This is a genomic window from Burkholderia sp. Ac-20365, assembly GCF_017104715.1.
In the GTDB taxonomy this organism is placed as follows: domain Bacteria; phylum Pseudomonadota; class Gammaproteobacteria; order Burkholderiales; family Burkholderiaceae; genus Paraburkholderia.
Window position 1 is genome coordinate 342,761 of sequence record NZ_JAAGPI010000003.1, and the last position, 24,214, is coordinate 366,974.

At 59.9% G+C, this 24,214-nt stretch carries 9 protein-coding genes; 7 read left to right on the plus strand and 2 right to left on the minus strand.

The genetic code is table 11. The annotated features are described in order from the left end of the window. Window positions 1-931: 931 nt before the first annotated feature. From G3O01_RS07940 to G3O01_RS07970, 7 genes are all read left to right on the plus strand, one after another. Window positions 932-1,300, plus strand: coding sequence for a hypothetical protein (locus G3O01_RS07940; RefSeq protein WP_205803961.1), 369 nt, complete (start codon window positions 932-934; stop codon window positions 1,298-1,300). Window positions 1,301-1,399: 99 nt separating this feature from the next. After that, window positions 1,400-3,340 carry a hypothetical protein gene (locus G3O01_RS07945; RefSeq protein ID WP_205803962.1) on the plus strand — a complete coding sequence of 647 codons (1,941 nt, stop codon included), beginning with the start codon at window positions 1,400-1,402 and terminating at the stop codon, window positions 3,338-3,340. Window positions 3,341-4,750: 1,410 nt separating this feature from the next. Further along, window positions 4,751-10,945: a type II toxin-antitoxin system VapC family toxin gene (locus tag G3O01_RS07950; protein WP_205803963.1), complete on the plus strand. Its 6,195-nt coding sequence runs from the start codon at window positions 4,751-4,753 to the stop codon at window positions 10,943-10,945. A gap of 18 nt (window positions 10,946-10,963) precedes the next feature. After that, a complete protein-coding gene (locus G3O01_RS07955; RefSeq protein ID WP_205803964.1) occupies window positions 10,964-15,739 on the plus strand; it encodes a hypothetical protein in 4,776 nt (1,591 codons plus the stop codon). Between the two features lie 1,349 nt (window positions 15,740-17,088). Then, window positions 17,089-18,192 (plus strand): hypothetical protein, encoded by a 1,104-nt coding sequence (locus G3O01_RS07960; protein WP_205803965.1) that lies wholly within the window; start codon window positions 17,089-17,091, stop codon window positions 18,190-18,192. Between the two features lie 160 nt (window positions 18,193-18,352). Next, a complete protein-coding gene (locus tag G3O01_RS07965; RefSeq protein WP_205803966.1) occupies window positions 18,353-18,757 on the plus strand; it encodes a hypothetical protein in 405 nt (134 codons plus the stop codon). 429 nt (window positions 18,758-19,186) lie between these two features. Next, window positions 19,187-20,029 (plus strand): glycerophosphodiester phosphodiesterase family protein, encoded by an 843-nt coding sequence (locus tag G3O01_RS07970; RefSeq protein ID WP_205803967.1) that lies wholly within the window; start codon window positions 19,187-19,189, stop codon window positions 20,027-20,029. Window positions 20,030-20,645: 616 nt separating this feature from the next. Here the strand turns inward: G3O01_RS07970 and G3O01_RS07975 are convergent. Next, on the minus strand, window positions 20,646-21,563 hold the full coding sequence (locus G3O01_RS07975; RefSeq protein ID WP_205803968.1) for an alpha/beta fold hydrolase: 918 nt from the start codon (window positions 21,561-21,563) through the stop codon (window positions 20,646-20,648). Continuing rightward, on the minus strand, window positions 21,564-23,507 hold the full coding sequence (locus tag G3O01_RS07980; RefSeq protein WP_205803969.1) for an NAD-glutamate dehydrogenase domain-containing protein: 1,944 nt from the start codon (window positions 23,505-23,507) through the stop codon (window positions 21,564-21,566). Window positions 23,508-24,214: the final 707 nt, after the last annotated feature.

The following is a 24,214-nucleotide window of genomic DNA, read 5'->3' on the forward strand; positions in this document are numbered from 1 at the left end:
CCTGATCCCGATGTGCGCTCTCCTGAAGCGGTTGGCAGGTTGGCATGCGTCGATAACGCACGCATTGAGAATCTCGACGGGGCCGCCCCTGAACTCGTGCCTGCAAAAGCTTGCGCTCCGCGAACCCTCCGCGGCACATTCGCGCTGCTCGGCCGAGGATGAGCGAAATTCAAGCGTCGTCACGAATCCTTCAATGGACAGGTGACACTGAAGTTCAGTCCGCCATTCTCTCAGGGTCTTGATCTGGTTTTATTCGCTTAAGAGACAACCGCAAAATTTCACAGTCGATTCACCCGGTATACTGTCTCCACGGATGTCGGCGGTGGCCAAACAGCGTTGGACGTCGCGCACCCTTGCGGGTCAGGCATGTCCCAGTTGCCCCCGTGCAACCCCACTATTCTTCAAAATTCGTCAGCAATGTTCAGGTGACAACCAATGGGGCGCTAACGTCCGGAGTCGCGACGGCCCCAGCGCGATCCGCGACCGGAAGTTTCAGAACCGAGGAAAAAGCTGAATACGCTGGAATCTCCTGGTGTCACGCCTCGATGGACGACCACGAATCGCGTGCCCACGAAAAGTTCTACTGTCTTTCAAGTCAAGATTCCTGGGCGACCTAGCCCTTGTAGCTAATAACAATTAGCAACGGTCAGTTTCTGGGTGCGAACATTTGCAACATGCGGCTGCTATTTTCTCCTAGCCAATGACATGACCGATACGGTTCTCTCCACATCGAAGAAAACGGCCTCTTCATTAAGACCACTTTATCTGGAATCAGACAACGATGTGTATTGATATCTCCGGGCCAGTACGAGCGGCGCCCGGCATTAAGTCTTTGCATCATTGAACTCCACTAACTAAAGTTGCAAGCGGAATCTCGGCGCCCGCGCTAATGGGGCAAGGGTTTGTTAAAGACCATCCGCAGGAGCTTTCTGTGTCGCTCAAATTTCGTGAACCGGCTTCCCGGATCATCGCGTTAGCGGTTCTTTCTTGGCCGTTACATCTCGCCGCGGCGAATTGCGTAGCGCAGATACTGGAGCAAAAAACAGTTGAAAACGGAAATTTTCGACAGATTGTTTTCAGTATCAAGGTCCCCGCCTGCCGAAGCAACGGCTCGATAGATTACCTCATCGAAACACGCCGCGAGAACGCCGATGACACCGACAGCCAGATAAGAACCGCGAGGTGGAATGCAGAGGATAGAGGCCAGTTTTCATTTTCAGACAATGCCGGCGGCATTCCTCTACAACTTGCGGTAGTCAGTGTCGTGGCCAACGGTGCGAAATGCACGTGCATTGATTGAAAAAATGGCCTGACAAACTCTCTGGGGTAACAGGTCGTTCAACGCCGGTCATTTGCATGGCTGCGTTTCGTGTAGCCATATCATGAGGCAGTCCATTTCATGTTCCATGTACGCTGTCTCTTTTTTATCGTGTTTGCGCTGCTATCTGGAGGCGAATTGCACGCGCAAAAGAAGCTTCTTGATTATGGTCCTTACAACGGATACACGCTCGGAAAAGGATTCCTCGGAAACGATTTTACCCAGCCACTTAGCAGCTGTCTCAAGGGGAAATCAAACCCATACCGGGCCAGTAGATCCAGGATGGTGGCCAGCATTACCTATTCGTCGTCCGATTACGAAAAAGCGTTGCACATTGACCAGGCTGCCGAGGCGAGCTTCCTGAACGTCGTGAGCGGTAGCGAAGAACTGCAGCTCGGTCGTTCGACGACCGCGTCCGGCTCACTGTTCGATATCGTGATTGAGGCTTACAGCGAATTCAATGGCGAGACGCTCGACAACATTGCATGGGATAGCCCGTATGACGGGTGGATGGCATCTGGCGACCCTCAAAAAATCGAACTGGTTCGTCAGACATGCGGGGACAGCTACATCGAGACCGCTTTCAATGAAGCCCGTTTATACGTGGTGTTGCATGTTTCATCAAAGGGAACCACCGCGCTCACGACGTTCGCAGGAAAAGCCAGCGGCAGCATTGGCCTGGACGTCGGGTCGGTCAGTTCCTCCATCGGCGGCGACGCGACCATCAAACAAGCGAATAAAAGCGGAGCCATTAAAGTCGAGGTCTTTTCAGTCGGTTATGGGAACCCGCCTCCGGCGGCCGAGCCAATAGGCATCGCTCCCGCCGATGGGCTGGATGATATCGCCACAAAGGTAAACAAATACCTTAAAACGCTGACCATTACCGGGCAGCCCGTCAAATATCAGCTTGCCCCGATGCCTGGCATGAGAAACGGTTCGTTGCTGGATCAGCAATTCACCACTGCCATAAAGGAACTCAAGGCTGGCTATCTATCGGTGGAAGGTCGGGCAACGAATGTCACCCGGCTTCAAGGTAGCGATCCCCGCCGCGTCGCCTTCAGACAGCCAGACGCCGACAATGCCTTACAGTTATTGTCCCGAAGCCTTTCGCAATACTCCCGGGCAGTCGCGCGAGCACATGAGATCTGCCGGAAGGCCTCGGACATCAGCGTTTGTGATGCCGCCGTTCGGGAAGCCGGTCTGCCGCCTCCCATAGAGAGCATTGAACTACCGCCTGTTTCGTCACTGGCAGGCGAGCCGGTTAACGGTAATTTCATATTTGCCGTCGATGGCCGCCCCGTCTCACCGTCACAAAACATTTCGCTGTCAAGCGCTGCGGGGCAAACTCTTCTGGAAGCCGCGAGGAAGCAGGTTTCACCCGATGCTAAAAATGTCGATCTGATCGCGCCTCTACCCTCCCCATGGGTCGCGTACGTTGACTTGCTGATCGAGACACCACAATGGCCCAAGCCCTCTGTCATCATCGGTCGAACCCGCTTATTTACGGAGGATCTCGAACTGCCATATTATTTTCGACAGCGGGGGCTCGGGCACTATGCGATTCAGGTCGCACATGCTGACGAAGCAAGGCCTTGTAAAATCGGCGCGGCGCCGAGCGCTATATTGCCGCTTAGCCTGCTTGAACCCTCCTGCCTGACAGCGACCGGGCAGATCCTCCGGAATGTCGCATCGGCGTCAGCAGCGAGCCACGCGCTGTACGCAAAAACTCACGGTGCGATCAATTCATCAGAGATTCTGACCGCTGTTATTACGGATTGCTTCGGGAAACACATGGCTGCCAACGCCGCTAACCTAGCCTTCACAGTTTCGCTTGGTACAAATATCTCAGCAATGCATTCATTGTCGGTTCAAACCGCTGGTGGGATCTTCCAATTGAGCGAAGGAACCGAATCGCGAAGTTTTTCTGACTGGCAGAAGGTAGCAGACCAGCGCACAGGTGAATTAACCGGACCACGACAATTTCTGTTCGCGCCGTCGTTGTGCACGAGTCATTTACCGTAAAGCCGTAAATCTGGCACATCGCGCAGGGTCAACGCCAATTACGTTCGTTCAGATGGCCGAGATGGAATGGACACCGCTTTTTCCACTAGGGATGAATCACCGTTTGGAGCACTCGCGTTCAATCGGTCGATCTCGCGCTGACGTACCGTCTCGAGCTCGCCAGACCCCTTTGGGGCCCTGATTTCTACAGCCATCCTCATCGGCTTTAGCGCACTGGCAACCACAACTGTTTCTACGAGCCGTTTTATGTTGTCGGCCAGCACTTGACAACTCATTCTGGTGTGCACTCGCCCAAGCGTGGAGGTTACGTCGTGGGTGGCAGCCATCCATTGCCTGAACGTATCGAATACAAGCCCGACAGTGCTTCTGCGCATGGTCATTGTCCCGCGCTTGCGCTCAGGACGACGTTACACGGCTTCCAGTGTGTATGCATGTCAGTGCGTATTCCCGTCGCCAACTGCATCAATCGTCTCGGGGCGAACAACGCGCCATGAGCAGGAAATGCGAGCAGGTGCTGGTCCTACACATTCCGTCGACAGGGACGGACCGAAACAATGAGGGTACGCAAGACGCTCAACAGAAACAACCCATTCGTGTCGTAGCGGGCATTGCCTGCTGAACCCTGCGCCCGTAGGCAACCGGTGCGCCTAGGCGCGAAGGCAGTGCGTCGTGTTTTATGTTTCGGGCGTTACGCCCGGATCCACGAATGTTCGATGCCGCACAGACGACGCAGGAATTCCAGGCGTCCAATGGACGCTAAACCATTGACAACCGCTGCCTGCATGCCCCCCGCTGTGACGGTGATTTCACAGACCGTCCAGCCCCGCTTTCCCGATACCGGCTGACCATCCCCCCTCGTCACACCCCGGGTGAACGGCTTGGGCACAGACACAGATCGCGGGCATTGCACTGATTCATGCGGGCGCATCGATTCCGGGCCGATCGTGAACATCCTGCAGATGGTTGAAGCACGTAGGGCACTCAAGGTAGCAGCAGATCGCCCGGACCCGCCGCAGAGGGAACCCGCCAGCTGTCGGCCGCCCGACGCACCCGTGTACACGCCAGCCCCCGCACACCGTGTCTACCCCGTCTCATGCCCGCCCGGGTCCCGACGATCCCACCGGACGGTGCGTGCACGCATGCCCCGCGCACACGCTCGCCGGCACCCACCGGACTTGCGCGCACAACACCCTGTGCAGCCACACCACGTTGGCCATACAGCCTGGCCAGCCCCCGCGCCCGGATGAGTGGCGCCTTCCTAGCGCCAGGTGCAGACCATGCATTACGCGACGTGCTCCCCCCAGGAGATGTCCGGCCAGACAGTCGCGATCAGCTTTTCCGGGGGCCACGCGAAGATGACCCGCTCCAGGTCCACCTTCGCACCGCCCTGTCAAAGACCGGGAGACAGACATGGATCTATGGTATGGAACGAGCTGGGACAAGCGTCAACAGATCGATGTGGGCAAACCCGGCAGCCCGGTCACAGCGCCCGGGCAGGTGTGGATCGGTCTGAATGCGCACACACGAATACTGCTGCGCACGGGAGTCGCCACTATCCAGCGGCACAGCGCAGTCACCGTCGTGCAATGCGACCCGCAATCGCTGCTACCCGGTGACCGCACCCTGTGCGAGGTGACGTTCGAGCTCACCGCGTCAGCGCTCACACTCAAGGTACGCGGCCCATCACCATCGCATCGCTGGATAACCGTTGATCTGGACGTGAAGGCAGACGTTCAGGCGCGCTGGGGCAGCAACCTCCCCGTACCCCAGGACGCATGTCAGCGCGTCCTCGCGGCGCTCGCGCACCCGACCGAGCAATACAGTGGCAAGAACCTCATGCTCGGCGTGGGCCTCGCAACCTTGCCGGGTCCTGGCCGGGACGAGTTCGAGCCTGCGTGGATGATCTACCCGTACCTGTCACTCAGGTCAGGCGTCAGCCAGCGCGCGCCCATCTATCTCGCGTATCTGCGAAAGCTGGAAGTTGCCAACGACAGTGGCATGACGGCCTACACGGGGTCCGGCGTATTCTGGAGAAAACTGCCCGTCGCCTCTGCGCACACCGCACGGTGGTACGGGCTCATCGACAACTGGCCGCGCGTGCAGCGGGCCAGCCCAAGCAATCCGGGCGCGGCGCCCGGGCGCGGCCTGATTGCACAGGACGCCCTCCAGGCGTGGAACCGGGCCGCGCTTGCCGGGCTCTTCGGGGCGCGCCAGGTGCGCGCCGGCACCCCCTGGTGGTTCGTTCCGCTGATTCAGGCGAAATCACCCGGCACGCCCGCGATGTTTGTCCAGGCAGGCCCATCGGGGCTCGACGTGCTCGGCGCCTTTCCAGCCGCCCAGGGCCAGCCCGGCTCGCTCGACAAGCTCACGCTTCGATGGCCGTGGCAGGCCACAGGCCTGCCACCGTATGCATCGCCCGCACTCGACGGGGAGAGCGATAACCTTCGCGAACCGGCCCTCGTGCTTGAGTTCGATCTGGACCCGCAAGAGGAACAACATCACCTGAGCCTGGGGCGTGACGTCACAGATTTCAGGCCCGCGGCGGGAGCGGCCATCCGCGATCTCGTTTCCTTCATGCAGCCCAGCCCCCCGCGCCCCCTGATGGAGCTGCACCTGTGCGGCAATCCGAAATCGCCCCCACCGACACTCAGTTTCGTTATCGGCGGCCTGGCGTTCCGCCTGGACCCCTCTCGCTGGCACAAGGCGCACGCGCGCCTGAGCATGAGCGGCGTGTGGCGCTCATCCACGTGCGATGTGTACCCCGACGTATTGCTGCACCTTCCCTGTTCGGTCAGCCTCTCGGGTACAGCTGACGTTCAGGATAACGATACAATGGTGATTCTGGATGGCGGACACACCCTCATTGACCGGCTTCAGCGCCCGTCGGCGCCCATCATTGACGGTACAACAGAACTGATGCAGCAGGCCATGCTCGAGCTGCACGTAAAAGGGGCGAGCGGCCAGAGCCTGGTCGCAGCCCTCAAGGTGACAGGCACACCCGTTGAGAACGCAGCGGGCGGGGCCCGGCTCATCCAGATGCGACCTTTCATGGTGGCCGAGCTCACGAAGGTCGTGTTCGAATCGCAGGATGCGTTCACCTGGCGCAGCGACGACCCGGATGGCGCGCAGTGGCGCGTGCCCTCGCAGACGCAGACGTTGCGTCTGCCGCCCCAGGCCGTCGGTGAAGAAATGGAGCGCGGCTGCCGGTTCTGGACCGACACGGCCGCAAACGCAGATGGCAGCCTGCGCTTGGTGAGCTACATCGACCCCGTCCGCCCCGTGCGCTACGTGTTCTCGCCGCCCACATCGATCACGCTGCGGCCCGTGAAGCGCCGCCGCTACACGACGCTGCCCGCCAACCTGCTGGAGACCGTCGCGGACTCGGCCGTGGTCTCCTTCATCACGGAACCCGTCTATCCGCTGCAGATCACCTTCAAGCGCGACGAGAAGGATCTGCCCGATCTCAATCTCGCCGAGCTTGGCACATTTCTCGGCTCGCCTGCGCCCGCTCTGCCGGCCGCGCCCGCGCCCGCACAGGGCGCCCCAAACCTGGAAGAATGGCGCGTGCTGCTGCGCCGGGTACTCGTCGAGGATCTGGTGGATGCCGTGCCCGATGCCCGCATTGCAGATGTGGCGAGCCGCTACGATGCGCTTCGCCTGCGTGCGGCCATTGCGCGCGCGAACTTCCATTCGCGTCTGGCCGTCCTGAGACTTTACGATCCCGGGCGGGCGGACCGCGGATTGCGCCTTGATCGGGGCCTGACGTTTGTACTGCGGGACACGACGCTTGGCGCACCAGCCATGCTCAACCCCTTCGCGTACGGGGAGGATCTCACCGCGCGTGAGAAGACTCTGGTGGCAAGCTTTCTTGACGCGCACGGGCAATGGGGCACCCGCGCGGCGGGCTCGCTGGCCGCAGGCCTGCTGTACAGCATCGAGGACCCGGGCGAGCTGCGCAACATCCTCCAGAAACCCTCCAGCACTATGGGCACCATCGAGCGGCTGAGCTTCTCCGCGCTGGGCGCGTCGGGTTCACTCTCCGTCGCGTTCGATTCCGGCCTGACCGAGTTCACGGCGACCTTCGAGTTTGGCCAGCTCATGCGCCTTGAACGCCGCCGGCTCGGACGCGCAGGCCTCATGTGGAACAGGGCGCGCCACGTGGTCGTCTATGAGCGCACAACCGAGCGCTCGATTCAGTTCGAAAACGAACAGAGCGCCGGTTTCGATGGCTGGCCGATCCTGCGCAAGACAGAGGAATTTGTCGAGCCGATCGAAAAAACGCGCCGCTTCGCAGAAGAGAGCAATGCCCCGCATACCGCGACCGTCCCCGTGGACGCGGGCCATTTCGCCTCTGAACGCATCTATGTCAACGGAGCGTGGCGCAGGCGCACAGGGCCACCCGGCAACGAAACCGGTTACGAGATTCCTCTGTGGGACCCCGATGCCGATGCGCAATCGTATCCGAAACCGTCCATCGCCATTCTGGCGCACAACGGCAGTACCGAACGCTCACGGCAGCGCATTGCCAAACCCCAGAACGTGTATTTCTATTCACGCACCGCCCCCGACACGGATCCGGATCCGGACAGATGGCCGTCGCTGCCGGGTCTTGATGTCTCGCGGCTCGGGCGCGTCGGACTCGCCGTGCGGCCAGATCAAGGGCGCGACGGCTCTGCGCTGCAAAGCGCAACTTACCTGGCGCCAGCGGTCGGTTTCGCGGAGCCGCGCTTTGCCCTCGAGGTCGAGCCCGACGGACCCACGAACCTGCTGCACGGGCGCGGCGATGACGTGCTGCTCGCACCACTGCGCGTGATCCACCTCGGACGTGCAAGCGCACAGGAGCCCCAGGCGCCGGTAGCCAGTACCGATCGCGCCGCGCAGCTGGAGCGCATGGCGACGGCATCGGCACGGCTTGCGCGGGTGGACGCGGAATTCAAGGCATTCGTCTCGCGTGTGAACGCCGTGCTGGCGGGCATTTCAAGACTCGATTGCGCGCAGATCCAGCGCCAGCTTCACCGGGAGCGGGAAAACTGTCTATCAGGCCTCTGCAAATCGTGGCAGGCAGCACTCAGGGAAGATCTGACGGCGCTGGTGCAGAAGCAGGGCACGCAGGCAAACCCGCGCTGGCAGGCCGACATCCGGCAACAGCTGCTCGTTGACCCGCAGATCCTGGTCGAACTCGTACCTGGCCTGCTTGAGCGTTTTGCGCGCATCCGGGACATGACCGATGCCGCCATTGACGCCGATCGCGACGGCTGTTTGCAACGTATTACCGCCGTGATGGCCGAGGCCTTCACGCTGCTCGCACGCCTTCACGACAACGCAGCCGCCATCACGCGCTTTGAAGAGGCGGGCGAAGCCCTGAACACGGCGGCAGTCAACGTGCTTGCTGCCCTCCCGGGCTTTGACGCCACCCTCGCCGCCTACCTGCGCGCGCCTGGAGCCCCCGGTGCACAGACGCTGCTCGCCAATGCGAGGTCACAGCTGGACGCCATCCACATCGCGCTCGCGCCCCTTACGGACAAAAACTACCGGGACGCGGGCAGCGCGCTGGCCGCCGTGGCTGACATGGCGAACGCCGCACTGGCGATGGCGATGGCGATGGCACAGTTGTCCGATCCACAAGCGATCGTTAGCGCAACAGCGATCGTTAGCGCATGCAAGACCGCCAGCGGCGCGCTCGCGACGAAGCTGGACGCGTGCCACACGGCACTCAGGGCATTCAATACGGATGTCGGCCACGTGGCCGCTACCGTCAGTGCGCATGTGGCGCAGTCAAAGACGCTCGCCGAGCAGGCGGTGACGACGGCAGAGCAGTACGCTGCAGGCCAGGCGGGCGTGAGTGCAGCGCAGGTTAAACAGGCGCTCGCATCCACGCTGGGCGAGCTGGAACAGTTGCTGTGGCCCGTCGGTGAAACGCTGGAGTCGGCCGCGCACAGCGCCTGGCGTGAGCTGCAGGGCATAACCGGCAATGCACTTGCCGCGCTCGCCGCAGCCGTCTTTGACATCATGACGGGTATCCAGAATGAGATCACGGCACTCCAGCTGTCGGTCGGGAACGCCTCAACCCGGATCGCCAATAATATCGAGCACGTCATCAAACAGCTCGACACGGACATCACCGCGATCATTGACGCGGCAACAGCCGGATGTGCGAACCTCCAGCAGCAGCTGGAGGACGTCATCACAAAAACGCGCGACAGCGCACAGGACCAGGCGCTGGCGCTGCGCTCGCGCTGGCTTGACAGTGAGGCGCAGAAGCTGCTCGCCGAAATCGGGGCAGATGTCACCGAGGTGAAGGACATCGCCGGCACGAGCATGAAGCTCATGAAATGTGTGGGCGGCCTGCCGGCCTTGCCATCCATGACCTTCAACATCGAGCAGGCCGAATACGTCTTCCTTGACGACATCAGGACGGCGATTGGCACATCCGGGCTGGTGGCCCGCCTGCACGACGCCGAAGGCTATCTGAAGGAACTGGGGCTTGCCCTGCCCACATCGTCGATCGCCAGCCACATGATGGCCGACATGGCCCAGATCCAGGCCATCAAGGCGCGTATCGGACAGATCATGGATGGCCTGTCCGGGTTCGACATGCGCCTGTTCCAGTTTGATTTCCCCCATGCGCCCGACGGTGTGCGCATCGCACACGGGCTGGACAAGGCCACGCGCACAGCCTGGGTCGCCGCAGAAGTGAACATGGCGCAAAGCGGCGAAAACAGCCTCTTTGAAAAGTTCGGCTTCGAGCTGCGGGCGCGCGATGTTCACATGCAGGCGCGCGCACAGGTGACGGTTAGGCCCGGGTTCGCACCCGTGAGCACCCAGACAGGATCGCTCACGGCAGACTGGATGCTGGTGTTCGCCGGCGAGAAGCTGGCCGTGTTCCGCCAGACCACCCTTTCCATGGGTGCCAATGGCAGCTTCAGCTTCGACTGCTCTGCCGAGCGCATCGAATACCACGAGGTGCTCAAGTTCATCGCAGACTTTGCGCGCCGGTTGCAAAATGCCGTGCCCGATGACGTCACGCTGGAGTGCGACCCCAACACGGGCCGCCCCGTTGGCGTGAGCGCATCGGCCACGATGCCCGTCGCGCTGCCCCCCCTGGGTGCCGTGGAAATCGCGCCTTTCGAGATCGCGTCGGGCTTTGGCATGCGCGCAACCCCGGATGGATTCTCGCTGTTTGCAAAAGTATCGGTCGGCTCAAAGGCGTCGCCCGTGTTCGTGCAGATCGGTTACCTAGGCGGCGGCATGTGGCTTGAGGCCAGGGCCGAGCAGGTGAAGGGGCAGCTCGTGCCCCACGTCTCGGCTGCCCTGGCTGTCGGCGCCATGCGCGCTTTCAACCTGGGCGGTATTGCCCAAGGCGGCTTTAGCATCCACCTTTTTCTGGAGGTCGAGGTCGATGCAACGGGCGGCCAGCTGCATGCGGGCCTGCGGCTCGAGGGTGGCGCCCGCATCCTGGGCTATCTCGACGCGTCAGTGCGCCTGCTGCTCGAGGTCGAGCACTCGGGCGGGCAGATGAAAGGGCGCGGCACGCTCGACGTCAGGGTGAAAATCTGCTGGTGCTACACAGCCCGCATCCGCAGACAGGTCGAGCACGATTTCTAGCACGGGGAGGATTGGGCCATGGCAGCATCGAAAGCGTTCGGCTGGTCACTGCACGTCTCGCGCTGTGCTACGTGGGATGATCCCGCCCTCGGACGGGCCTTCAGCGTCAACCTGCTCCTGCCCTGGGGCAATCCGGAGGATGCAACCTACAATCCCGGTGCGCCCACGAACGACAGCAGTACTGCGACCTGGGACACGAGTTCGCATGGTGAGCCCGAACAGATGGCACCTGGCCTGTTTCGCCCATGGAAGTGGACATTCGACGCCAGCCCCTGGCGCGCCTTTCGGCGAACGACCCCGGGGACATGGGAAGAACTCGACCATGTGCAGGTCATGGCGTGCATCCCGCTCCCACCCGCTGAGCTCACGGGTCTGCGCGACGCCGTCGACGATGATTTCACGACGGCGACCCGCGACTGCAGCAAGCCCTTCTCGACAACTCAGGAAACCATCGCCATCGCGCACAACGCGAAGGACGGATATGGACAAAGCATGGCGCATCTTGCCTGTGCGCTCACACACCAGGTCGCCGTACTCACCAGGCAGGTGCTCGGCATGAACTGGATGCTTCATGTGGACGGGCTGGCCGATACGGACACGATCCTGCTGCTGCCCTCAGCGCAACTGGAAAACGCCATGACGCTCTCGCCCACCGTCACCGCGCGCGTTCTGGACGTGCGCGGCGAGAAGGCCGGGATCGTGTGGGCGAGACTCGCGTCAACGCACAATGGATCGACCGACGTCCAGTTCGTCACCAACACCGCCTCCGTCAACGATCCTGCGGATGTCGCCAGTCAGATCCTGCCTGCTGCAATCGAGCTCGACAGTGTGCCCGTCCAGAAACTGGAGTCGCTCGCCATAGCGCATCTGAACCCCATATCGCTTTTCGGGCTGGGGCTCGCCCGCGTCGAGCCGCAGCAGCCAGGCTGCCCCACGATCGAGGACCTGGCTGAATCACTCGCGACGCTGTGGGGCCTGGGCTTTGAAGCGCTTGAGCAGGACGAAAGGCAGCTACCCGGTATCGTTCCCCGGCACGTCGCCGAGCTCAGCGAGCCGTTACGGACACACCTCGCCAGTGCCCCCAACACGCAGGGAAAAATCTGGCAGCAGGCGCTCTTCGATGCGCGGCTCGACGCGAGCGTCGTGCCGCGCGTCGTTGCGCAATTCTGTGACCGCCTGAAGGCAGCCGGGCTTGCCGATGATTACGCATACTTCGGCCAGCTCGACAGGAATCGCGGCGTGCCGTTCAATGGCTGGCATGACGTGGCCGGGCGTGTCAGTCAATGGCAGTGGACGCTCTGGCGCCACTGGCTTGTCGCAACGCTGGTCGTCCACCTCGGGGCGTCAGAAACGGAAGTCGCGGACATCACCGAGGCGCTTACTGCGACGCAGCGTGCTGACTGGTTCAGGCGCATGGGGCTGGGCGCCTGGGACGCACTCGGGTTTGACCCGGTGCCGCTGAAAAATGACGCGCAGCAGACTATCGAAAATGGCGCGAAGCAGCGTCTGTCGAAGGTATGGAGTGCGATCGAACCAGGGTGGACAGCGGCCCTGCAGCAGGCGCTCGATGAACTGGCGCGCGCCACTGCGAACGCGCGCGCCCAGCCCGGTGTCGATCACCCGCCCCGGTTGTACGTCAACCCGGGCTCGCATCCCGGCAACGAGCGCGAAATACAGGGCATCGCACTGTGTGTGGGTACAGGCGTGTCAGACGCAAGCGGAAAACTGACATGGGGCGCATCCGCCTGGGTAACCCAGCACGAGCTCGCCTGGGGCGCGCCCCGCTCACGCACGCGCACACGCGGCGTGATCGCACAGGGCGCGATTCCCGTGAACATGAGCGACGGCCGGCCGGGCCTGGACCACGGGTATGAGGGGCGACCGTGGTCGGGCTCAGGTGCACCCGACATGGGCACGCCAGTGTCCATCAGGCCCGTGTGGTCGTCCGCATGGGAAGTACCTGCGCTGGGCTTTGGCCTGGTCTATCGTGCGGCGTTCGTGCCGATGAACAATGTGGGTGCCCCTGTTCCCCAGACAGGCGGTCTGGACAGATCCTACCCACCCGTGTTCCCCCAGGCCGAGGCGCTGCTTGACGACCTGCAGCCACCCGCCTCCACGCCCTACCTGTCGCGTGTCAAGCCTAACCGGGTTGAAGTTACCGTGCTCCCCCAGGCACCTTTCACGCTGCAGGACATGACGGAGCTTGGGGCGCAGTCCCGCGCGCTTGCGACCCTGCAGGACGGCGAAGCGCTCACGCAGGCAAACCGCACCGTCCATATGCTGCAGGGACCCAACGCCCACAGGTGGTACACGCCGCGCGCAACAAACCTCACGCTCAGACTCGATGTCCCGCGCGCAAGCGTCCAGTTTTATGAACGCTGGATAGCGGGTGATCTCGTGCGTCGCAAAGCTGGGATTCGTGACGGGTTGACGCCCTCGCTTGATGCGATCGATCTGCTCACGCTCACGCACATGCATGAGCAGGCCATGGCGTTGCAGGACACGCGCATCACGCAGCAGAACCAGCCTGATCTGCAGACGTTCGCGCACCCCGCCGTATGCGGCTACGGCATCAGCGTGACCTTCAATGACAGACCGGATCCCAGCGTGTTCGTGATGCCGCTCGCCCCGCATGCGCACACTGCCTCGCTTGTGGTCGAAGGCGCAACGCACTCCGGCGTGGACGCCGGGGCCGCACGCGTGAGCGTGGCGCCCGGTGAGTTTGCGGCCGTACGGGTTTTCGCACTGATCGAGGAGCACTGGTTCAGCTCGCCCGGTATCAGCCGCTTCACCCCCGCGCTCATCTCAGAATACCCCCTGGCGGGGGTAGACCCCCACTACCGCTGGTTCAGTCCGCACGAGTTCCTCTTCGAGGTGGTCCCTGACTTGGATCAGGTCTCGGCTTCGGCACCCCTCACCCTGACGCTGCCAATCCTCGTCGACCGACTGGACACAACGACGCTATGCGTGCGCAACGAAGCCGATGTGAACCTCGACCAGATCGCCGCCGTCTCACTCACCAGTCACGTTCCCGAATGGAGCGGTCTGCCCGTGCAGTTCCCAGCCGACATGGATGGCCCGGAGTTGCTCGCCGAAAGACTGCTCGCGACCGCAAACAGCGCAACGCGTCCGCAGCCCGAGCGCAAGGTGCTCACCGCCAGGCGCGATCGCACGAGCGGCACCTGGACCTTTCCAGCCGCCCAGGCACTATGGGACAGAATGCAGCCTGCCGAGCGGGGCGCACGCCTTCTCGCCGTGGTCGCCCGACCCGAGGCACGCTTCGCCAAGTGGCTGTTGCCGGGCCTCGTCAAAACCGTTCCACGCGCGACGATGAAGCCTGTGCGCGGTGCCTCCTCGTGGGTCGACCATGGCCGCCTGCCCCCGCCTGTGCTGATGCAGCCCGTTGCGCTCACATCAACCCTGCAGCAGGTGGGCAACACCGGCATGAAAGCGGGCACCAACGGCTGTCTGATGCTCTTTGACGAAGCGATCTATCGTACAGACGATCTTGCCCGCTACGGCGGCATCGGGGAAGTACTTGAGCTTGAGGTGGAAGACGCGCGACAGCAGAACCGCTCACAGGCGGGCGTGAACCCCATCGTGCATCCGCTGAAGGACAACGATGACCTAGGCGTGAAGCTGTCCATGGGGACACCTTTCGGACTGTCACAGGACCTTGTCGCAGGGGGACTGCAAACCCAGACGGCCGTGATCGTGACGCCCGGATTCAAGGCAGGCTCACCGGCGAGCCGATGGATACTCGCCAAAACCCGTGTGCGCCGCATGGTGCTCCCGGAAACCCTCGAGCAGCCAGCCGCAGGGGTCGCGCCACCGGGCCACGCAACAGGATTGCGCGTGAGACCGTCGCAGGGCGGATGGGTCCCGTACGACTTCTGCCTCGATTGCACGAGCCTGCCAGCTGCGCCCGCGCAAGTGATCCTGAGCCTGCGCAATTCGGCGGGCACTGCGTGGCAGTGCACCCTGGCACTGCCTGCAGGCGCGAGAACATCGCCGGGACCCTACCGTTTCCTGGTAACGTGGCACCAGGGGCGCTGGCAGGGTCAGGGCGACCCGATATGGCGCGCGCAGACGCTCCTCCAGGAGCGCTCGCCAGACGTCCTGCTGTGGCGCGAAACAGCCAGACTGAGCGCCTGGCAGCAACCCGGCTCGGAGTTGCCGGCCGCGTGGAGCGCGGACCGTGGACAACCTCTGGCCGCCATCAACGCGGGCGCCGGCTTCCTGCCCGTCCTCTATCCACAGGTGAGCGACTATGGCGAGCCTGTATGGCTGCATTTCATCGGGTCCATGGGCGAGAGCGTCGGCCTGCCAGAGAACTACCGGTTACGCATTGGCGCGGATAACGCACTGACACTGTTCGAGCGAAACAGCAGCACCTGGGTGCCAAGCCAGCTGCGCCTGCCTGGGCCGGGCTCCCCCAATCCCCTGGCGCCAACATCGTTTCACCTGCTCCTCGTGGTGCGCCCGGTGGCCGACCTGATCCGCGGCGATCTGGCACCCGACAGCGGCGCGCTCATTGCCGTATACGAGTGGTGCGAAAAAGGAAAAAAGCCGCCGTGCGCCGGCTCCTTCATTCCATTCGGGCAGCGCCAGAGGTCCAGGCCAGGAAGCGGCGACCTCGCATATGTCGTCACCTTCATGCACCCCAACACCGATCTGGCGTTCACCCCGCCCACGTCATGGGATGAGATCTGGCAGCAGATGTTTCCCCCTGCGCCAGTGCAATCGGCACTGCGCATGGATGCGCGATTCCTTGGACCGATCCTGCTGGAATAGGCAGGTACGCGCGGGCGTGCAGGTTTGCTGCGTCAGACCTGCGTCCGCCGTGAGCCCGGGCTCTTCATGGACAGTCCCGCGGCCACGGGCACTAACGCAGGCGCAATCAGTCGTATAGGGCGGGACCCGGGGATGCGTTCGAACACCGTATCATAGTGGCAGCTATTTTTCATGTAACGCATTAGACATCCTAACTGTGATACAAATCGTATGCGGTCGAGAAACGACACTTTAATCAGAACGCTCCATTGCATTGCATAACTAAACATAAGGCTAGTGTCGCCAAACGGCGAATCTAAACTGGGGCTGTGCGCGATCGGGTGCAGTACCTGTGACTGATTGAAGGCTATCTGACGCTGAATTGCATGCGGCCGCGATACGATGGCTGCTACGAGTGACACGGCGCTGCTCTTTGTGAGGTTCATCATCGACATCAATAGGGGAATTCCGGAATTTGATGACGCGTTCTCGGGAACGTCAAACGCGTCGCTCGAATGCTCGTAAGCGAGAAACGCAGCGAACGAGGTGGCATTGCAGGCGTCGCATCGTTGTGGTGCGGCTAGGGGTAAGAGACCCTCGAAAGCATCGCTCAACCCGTGGTCGGGGAGTTTTTCAATACAATGCTATAAGCAGCAGCCACTCGAATGATCAAGTGACGGATGCAATGAATAAACCGCTCGTGGACCGAACTCTGCCCGACACAGACCGCGATCGCTCGCCGCTCACGGAAATCATGCGGATGGCGTAAACCGACCGTCATCAACCGGTCGTAATCTCGAGATGGGATTGACGATCACTTCAGACGGCTGGATTGTGTCGGGAGTTTCACGTGACGTCACGTTCGCGATCATTGTTGCGCGAATGCATGTGCGCAAGCCCACATAAGGTCTGAACTCGGGCACCTGCCCACTCCTATCATTCGTTCGAACAGCCTGATGGGGGTGTCGTTTGTCAGTGCTGCAGGCTCTGGTACAACTGCGCCCGTCTGCATTCGACCCTGCGCCATGTCAGCCCAATGTGAGTCGAGCTAAACTGACTTGCGGCTCACCCTAGGCAAGCCAACGCGTGACTCGGTTATCTTTCGCGACTCTGATGAGGTTGGCACTGAAATCATCTCGATCATATTTGAAATGAGGAGCTGGGGCGATCGCACCGCGACGAAGAACAGGAGCGATGACTTGGCCCGATTCAACTTCCTGATCGCCACGTCCTGTACGGGAAACAGTCAGAGAAACAACCCGACGAGCAGTGATCGCTGACGGAGTCGGATTCACGCTCGATGACGGGCGACGCCGCGTCGAATTGCGCCCTATGTGTATGAAGATAAATGCATCTGCCGGGAAGGTCGAATGAACACGAGATACGTGTTCCGCCGTTTGATCGCTATCCTGCCGGTATTCCTGGCTGGTTTAAGCATTGCGTTTTCGCGGGCGGCCTCGTCAGCGCCAGCTTTTGCGTCTGCTTCTTCAGCGACAGAAGCGTCCGGCGCGCCATCCATGATCGTGGCAGATCTGGCAAGAGCTCTTGCGTGGCCCTTGACCGCACTGGCAATTGCGGTTATTTTCCGTACACCGCTATCCCAGTTTGTCTCCGCAATCGGTGGTCGCGTCAACAAACTGTCGGCCTTCAAGATTGAAGTTGAACTCGCATCCGCGAGTGCTCCGACTTATGCGCCACTGCTCGACTATATCCGTACCGGCACAAGCATAGCGCCTCTGGCTGACTCATCCAGCACGCTTATTGACCAGCTCAAATCGACAGAGCCTGCGGATTTTGCGGTGATCTACATTGGCGATGGAAAGCAGTGGATAACCTCGCGCCTATTTCTCGCGTCGGTCATGATGGAACGTATGCGTAGCGTGAAGGTGTTCGTGTTCGTCGAACGCGCTGCCCAGACAGACCGGCATTTCGTTGCCGTGATATCGGTTCGGGAACTGCGCTGGCTGTTGGCCATGCGGTATCCATGGCTCCAGGTCGCATTGGTGAAAGCAGAAGCGGACACGCTACAGTACGACGACCCGGCAACGAGTGACGTGAAGCGAATCACCACAAACACTGGTGCAATCGAAACCTACAGCGCGCAACAACTTGCAGACAATTTTATGAAGGCAATACAGCGGCCGATCCAGGACGACGCCGAGCAGGGGATTGTCGGAGCCGCTGCAGTTCCACCCAGAGGCTGGACGAAGCTCGAGACCTATGAGGAGCGTGCACGATGGGTAACACGAGCCTTTCTGACATCATTCCTTCCGTCCGATGCGTTCGAAGCGGCAGCAAAAATCCCAAGTGAATATTCCAGAGCCAGACGTGCCCGCGCCCTACTTCGCTGCCGTGCCCCCTTCGTTGCGCTGATTGACGACGATCGACGATTTGTTCGCCTCGTTAACCGACTGGCTTACCTTGAAGAAGTGGCTGCCGCGCTCGGCGAGGAGCCAGACTCTGGGAGCGGCTGACGTAGGAACACTGGGAGCGCAAACGCTCCGTTTCGGGGACGTTCACGTCCTTCGTCTGATCCGGGCGCACCTCGGCGTGATAAATGATGGTGCGGTCCTGGAAGGTGTGCAGTCACTCAAGACCCGGTCTATTGCCCCGATGCAAGCTCGTGGCCTGTCTATGCAGCACCGCGAAGAAGCGGTCGAGCTCAGTCTGCACACGGGCACAGTTGCAGCCGAGAAACCAGCTGATCAGTGTGGCGAAATCCAGTTTGCGGAGACGGCTGAAATGTCTCGGATCGGCAACATGACGCGTGCGCAGTTCCGCGAAATGAAGGTAGCTGATGAACCCGCTCAGTATAGGGATAACCCGAGTTCATATCGTGATAATGAGGACTACGGCAGCCTGCAACCTACCCGTTCAGCCCGTGTTTACAGGCGAAAGCGCTTAAATTACGAGGATCGGGTGAAGAGGCACAACGCACAAAATATCATTGATGCGCATGGAGAGGCCCTGCTAGAAATAAAAGCGCTATACCCAAGAAACATGGAAATACCATCATTGAGGAATTCGGGGGAAGGGTGAAAACGTCAAACGGAATCAGGTCACGGGCGCCGAGGTCGATGAAGCTTGCCTCGTGAAACTGATCCGAGAAGACCTGCCACCGCCTAAGAAAAACTTCTATCGAGAGGCAAGAACCTGTAGCGAACTATCCGCGCTGCACAGATTCCTAACCGACGATAGTGTACTAGTCGCAGGAATTTGCGACACGTTTGACGGTCGGATCAAATCGATTCCGTATATGATATTTGTTCGGGATTAGGAAGGCCGAAACCTTGATCTGCCGGAGATGTGCTCCAGATCTTTTACGGGCTAGTCCCACGCTCGCTGGACCACCGGCCGCCCGATCGTGCGAGACATCGTGCCTGCCGATAACACAAAGGGGGTATCACCGTCATTACTCATGGTCGCTCAGCGGAACGGCTTGAACGGTTGCGAGCGCAGGCAACGCACATGCCGCTGCGCATCGCGCGCCGTGGGGCGAGAGGGCTCGTACCGGAAAACACGATCGACGCGTTCAGGAAGGCCGTCGAGCTTGGCAGCGATATGATCGAGTTCGACGTTCATCTCTCCCGCGACGGGCATGCCGTCGTCATGCACGATGACACGCTCGTCCGATGCAGTGATGTAAAGCGCCGCTTTCCGAACCGCTCAAGCTACTTCGTGTCCGATTACAGCCTCGCGGAGCTTCAGTCGCTTGATGCAGGTAGTTGGCATGTCGATCAAATCAACCTGCCAGCGGACGTTCGGCAGGCTTATCTTCGGACGTTGCGGCCTGACGAGCTGTGTCGTCACGTTTCCGATTCGGAATGGAGGTGGTTCGAATCGGGGAATGTGCGAATACCTTTGCTAGCGGATGCTTTGTCCTTCTTTGCCGAGACCGAAATATTAATCAACATCGAACTCAAGACGATTCCGCGCATGTATCCGGGTATCGCCAAAAAGGTGACCACGCAGATCAAGCATCACAGCCTTGAGACCCGCGTGCTCATTTCTTCTTTCGACCATGAGCAACTTTTGAGAATCCGTGCGCTCGACTGTGACATGCCGACTGCGGTCCTGACAAGCGACCGACTATCCGCGCTGACGAGCTACCTCGACGCGATCGATGCTGACGCCTTTCATCCGGGCTGCTACGCAGAGTACGACACGCTGGGATTCGGTTCGGTTGACGGGGCACTGCAACTGCAAACCGTCGCCGAAGTGTTGGCATCAGGTAGATGGGTCAACGCGTGGACTTGCAACGACGAAAGTCAAATCAGTGCCTTATCCGCGCAGGGTTTAGCGGGATCATGACGGGCTATCCAAACCGCTTTGGACCTTTTTAGCGACGCCTCCAAACCAAAAGGGATGCAAGGTCAAGTCCAAACCGAGTTCCCACATAAGTAGTATGGACGTAACAGCGCTTGCGGGTGCCGGATGGCAGCGTGCAGTATTAAGCGGCGGTTGGAATGACCTCCTCACTGGATCGGTGAGCGACAGCAAGTTGCCGGTTGCGCGCGCTGAGTTGTACCGGCTCAACGCGGCCACTGGCCCGAGCGAGCGGCACCTTCCCGACGGCGGCCCTACGAGGCATGCGCTGAAAGCATACAATCGGCCGAGAGCCGCCATTTATCGGTTGTATGAGCCAAGGTAGGCCATCCGTCCGCGGCGTCGAACAACATGTTCTAAGAGGTTTTATTTTCGATTGATCGGACTCTCCGAAGGTTCGAATTCGTCTGGAAAAGCGTCAGTAAAATAAAAACACGAAAGCTCGCGTACACCAAATGTGGCGAACGTTTCTGGATGGAGGTCCGACAAGCAGATAACGTTAAGGCGAAGGAAAATGATTGGCCGTTGCAGATCCTCTCGATGAAAGGGGTAAGCGTTACGATCAAAACTTTCACAAGCGCTCGGACCCTCGCATTCGATCTCAGCGCGACAAGCCATTTTCCCCGTTTCTGAGCCAGCCCATGATCCTTAAACTCAGGTCGTAATTTTCGACAAGGTTCGAATGGTTGATCTCCAAGTACTCCGGATACTCGCGAAAGTGTCGACGGCTAGAGAAGCAGCCTGCGAACAATTGGCTCGACAGCGAACTGCTCGTTTCGGAAACGAGCCCGTCATTGTCACCAGGGTTCAGGAGTCTCTGGAGTCGAAAATTCATTGCCGCGTTGTAGAGCGGATTCTTTCCGAACTGCAGCCGCCGCCTGCCACCGGAGATGCTGAGCACGGGAATCGATTGCGCATTCGGGTTATTTTCGCTCAGGCGATCGAGCAGTGCGGGGCGATCCTCATTACCTGTTAGCTGGCGTGCAGACAGACAGCCCTTTTCGGTGAAGCCGGGCACAGACTCAGTGACGAATTCCCCCCATCGCAGGAAACAACTCACGATGAAGCTGTTTCCTAACGTTCCACTATGCGGGGTGCCGAGTGTGACGATCCGCTTTACATACACGCAAGCGCCATGTCGATGCGTAAATGCGCGTGCTACCAGCCCGCCCATGCTGTGACAGACCAGATCGAACCGCCTGTGCTCAATGGTTCCCCTGGCGCCTAAGTCGACCAGCGATAGCTTATCGAGTCCGGCAATTAATGCGTGCAAGGTTTCCGCCGCCTTTTGAATTCCCCGATAAGAGTTGTAGTTGAAAACGAAACAGTTGAAACCGTTTTCGCCGAAATAACTGCTAAGTGTCTTGAGATAGGTCCCGTGAGCCGTGAACCCATGTATGAAAATCACGTTGTCCTTGTGATCGAAATCTGCGATTTTCGCGCGCAGGTTCGTACTGCAATAAATCAATTCGTCGCCCTGAAAAAGATGCCGCAGGGCCGGATTCAGTTCTTTTGGCATTTAGCCAACCTCCACGCCTACGATGATTACTTGCGACTCTAAATTTCCGTTGTAGGCCGATTCGTCCATGTCCGCATCGGGATCTAACAATTCGAGGCCATCGCTGATTTCGATGTGTACTCCGCGTGCGGAAGAATGAATGACCTTGCCTATGCTACGGATCGCGCCGCTGCCGAAAACACCCACAACGCCAACGCTCGGGAATAGGTCGGGTGCAGCGATTGTCTCGAGAGACCACGCAAGCTCAATCTCCATCGTGGGAATGGAAGCTAGATGCTGAACGAAATCATCCAATGTCGAACATGGGTCTGTTTTCAATGCGACACCAAGGCCCGTCGTACAAATGTAGTCGGCGTATGGCGAATCGTGTTTTTCGAGTAATGCTCGAAGTTCCTGTGGTTCGATCCGTTCCGATATGACCACGACCTTTGCTCCATTCTCCTTATGGAGTCGCTTGGTACCATCTTCAGGCATCCGTTCGGGTTCGGCTTTCGTGAGCCTCTCTCCTTTTGCTATGCGCTGAACCGTTCTTTCGATAGCCCGCTCCACTTCGCGCATATTCCTGTGTGGCATCCCACCTTCGCCCGCGTGCACCACAATATAGAGTTGGGCAAGCGGCCACTCGTCTGACAGATACGGCCTGATCTCGACACTGGCGCCATTGAACGCCTTCATCAGCATTCTGCCAATGTGGCGGCGAAGTTTACTGTTAAACGCGTCGCGCGGCACGAACACAAGGCAGGAGATGAAACGGTTGAATGGGTCGCGACCTACGAATGCGCGCGTACTTGGATATCGATCAAGGCGAAGGATGCGCAAAGTCAACCGAACGAGCGCCGCGGTGTTTGCCTGAAACAGTTCTTCCCGTGGAAGCCGCTCGAAGAATGCGCGTAACCATTCTTCAGACGCCCATTTACCCACGCGTTGCACGATGGTAGCGCACTTGCGGCGCACGATCGGAATCTCGAAGGGCGGGACCATGTAGGCGGTCGACGTATAGAGGCCAACAAAGCGCCGCTCGCCGATGACCGCGCCATCCATGTCAAGCCGCTTCACGCTCACGTAATCGAGATATGCCGGCCTAAGCACCGTCGAGCGCTCGGTGGACTTGGTCAGGAAGATTGGCGCCTTGTCTTCGAAAATCGCAACTGCTTCCCGTGACAGTGCAAAGGTGCTGTCCTTGCCGGATGGACGCAGCGTCTCGCGCAGGATGCCCGCGCCTGATTCCGGTCTGCCGCGCAACGTCAATGCGCCATCGGTGCCGAAGAGATCGTAGTCACCATAGCCGAGGAAGGTGAAATGATCAGCGATCATCCATTCCAGAAACGCGCGCGCCTCGATGCCATCACGGCTCTCGTTCATAGTCCTAAGTCTGCCGACGGATGCGCGCGCCAGACTGACGATCTTCAACCAATCTTCCACGGCGGCACGCACGTCTTGCAGGACGCGTACTATGCACAGGCGCAACTTGACGAGTTCCGATTTCTCGTCGCAGCGGTCAACCTCGAAACGTATGAAGGCTTCGATCGAGGACCTACCGTCGCCGGATCGATTTTGCACGACGTCCATACGCACGATCTCGCGCGAAGAGCCGCGCCATACTCGAAAGACAGGATGTGCCGGTGCGCGTAGCGCAAGTTCAAGTTGGTTGATTGCCGCCGTCACGGAGTCGAGGAGAAAAGGCATGTCGTCGGCGACTATTTCGACGACCGTGCCATCTGAGCGGTAGCCGTCACGCTCTGGGTCGGGGTTGTAGACGCGCACCACGTAGGCGCCCGTCGTGAACCTCTGCGCGAACCGCCAATGCGCCATGGCGGCGCCGTACAAGTCCACAGGATCGATGTGCTGGAGGTCGTCAATGTCCGCGAGTTCGTAGTATCCTCTCAGGAAGGGTTCAACGACCGTGAACACGTTGAGTGGTAATGTGGCACGCGCAATCTCCACTATCCCACCGAACGTTCTCTCAGCGATTTGCTCGTTCGTTTCCGTGATGGCCTCCGGGGGTGACCAAAAAGGGCGACATATAGTCGGCCCTGATCGAAACTGCGTGCATCGGCGACGGCAAGATTATCTCTCGAATTTCGACACTTAAATATAGCCGCTTTTGAAGCGACTAGGCTATTTTAGACGACCTCGATTGACTCCCGGAAAATTAACCGTTCGCTTCGGCCTCCGCGAGGTCCTGCCGGTCGACACCCGGTGCGCCCCTGTTCGAGCGACACTGGGCGTACGCATGTACCAGCACATCCTCACAATAGATCGCGTCGTCCAGAGCATAGAGCGGTTCCCGGCTTCTGCCTTCGCTTTCGCGTGTAACGCCATCTGCAGCTTCTGAACACGAATCGGAGTTGATAGGTTACCCAATGTCCACGTCCTCTCTACGTACTTAGCGCTTAAATTTTCTCTTTCTGGATCCAACGCGTCGCACAAGATCAGAAAGTAACCATTTCGCAACCAGTTCCGGACTCGTAACTCCATATTCGGCAAACTTGATTTCACTCCCGTAATAGTTGACGTCCATTCGCCCAGAGTATGCGACCCATTGCCAGCAAGACTTTCCACTGCTCCCAGAGAAGCACCTCATAAGCACACTGCTTCATTCCCAGCAACAAGAAATCCTTGCCATGCCTATTCGTCAAGGCCCAGAGAAG

Excerpts from the sequence above, each read along its gene's own strand:
- G3O01_RS07950 (WP_205803963.1), top strand. The coding sequence starts at position 4,751 with ATGGATCTATGGTATGGAACGAGCTGGGACAAGCGTCAACAGATCGAT.
- G3O01_RS07970 (WP_205803967.1), top strand. The coding sequence starts at position 19,187 with ATGCCGCTGCGCATCGCGCGCCGTGGGGCGAGAGGGCTCGTACCGGAA.
- G3O01_RS07965 (WP_205803966.1), top strand. The coding sequence starts at position 18,353 with ATGCAGCACCGCGAAGAAGCGGTCGAGCTCAGTCTGCACACGGGCACA.
- G3O01_RS07960 (WP_205803965.1), top strand. The coding sequence starts at position 17,089 with ATGAACACGAGATACGTGTTCCGCCGTTTGATCGCTATCCTGCCGGTA.
- G3O01_RS07975 (WP_205803968.1), bottom strand. The coding sequence starts at position 21,563 with ATGCCAAAAGAACTGAATCCGGCCCTGCGGCATCTTTTTCAGGGCGAC.
- G3O01_RS07955 (WP_205803964.1), top strand. The coding sequence starts at position 10,964 with ATGGCAGCATCGAAAGCGTTCGGCTGGTCACTGCACGTCTCGCGCTGT.
- G3O01_RS07945 (WP_205803962.1), top strand. The coding sequence starts at position 1,400 with ATGTTCCATGTACGCTGTCTCTTTTTTATCGTGTTTGCGCTGCTATCT.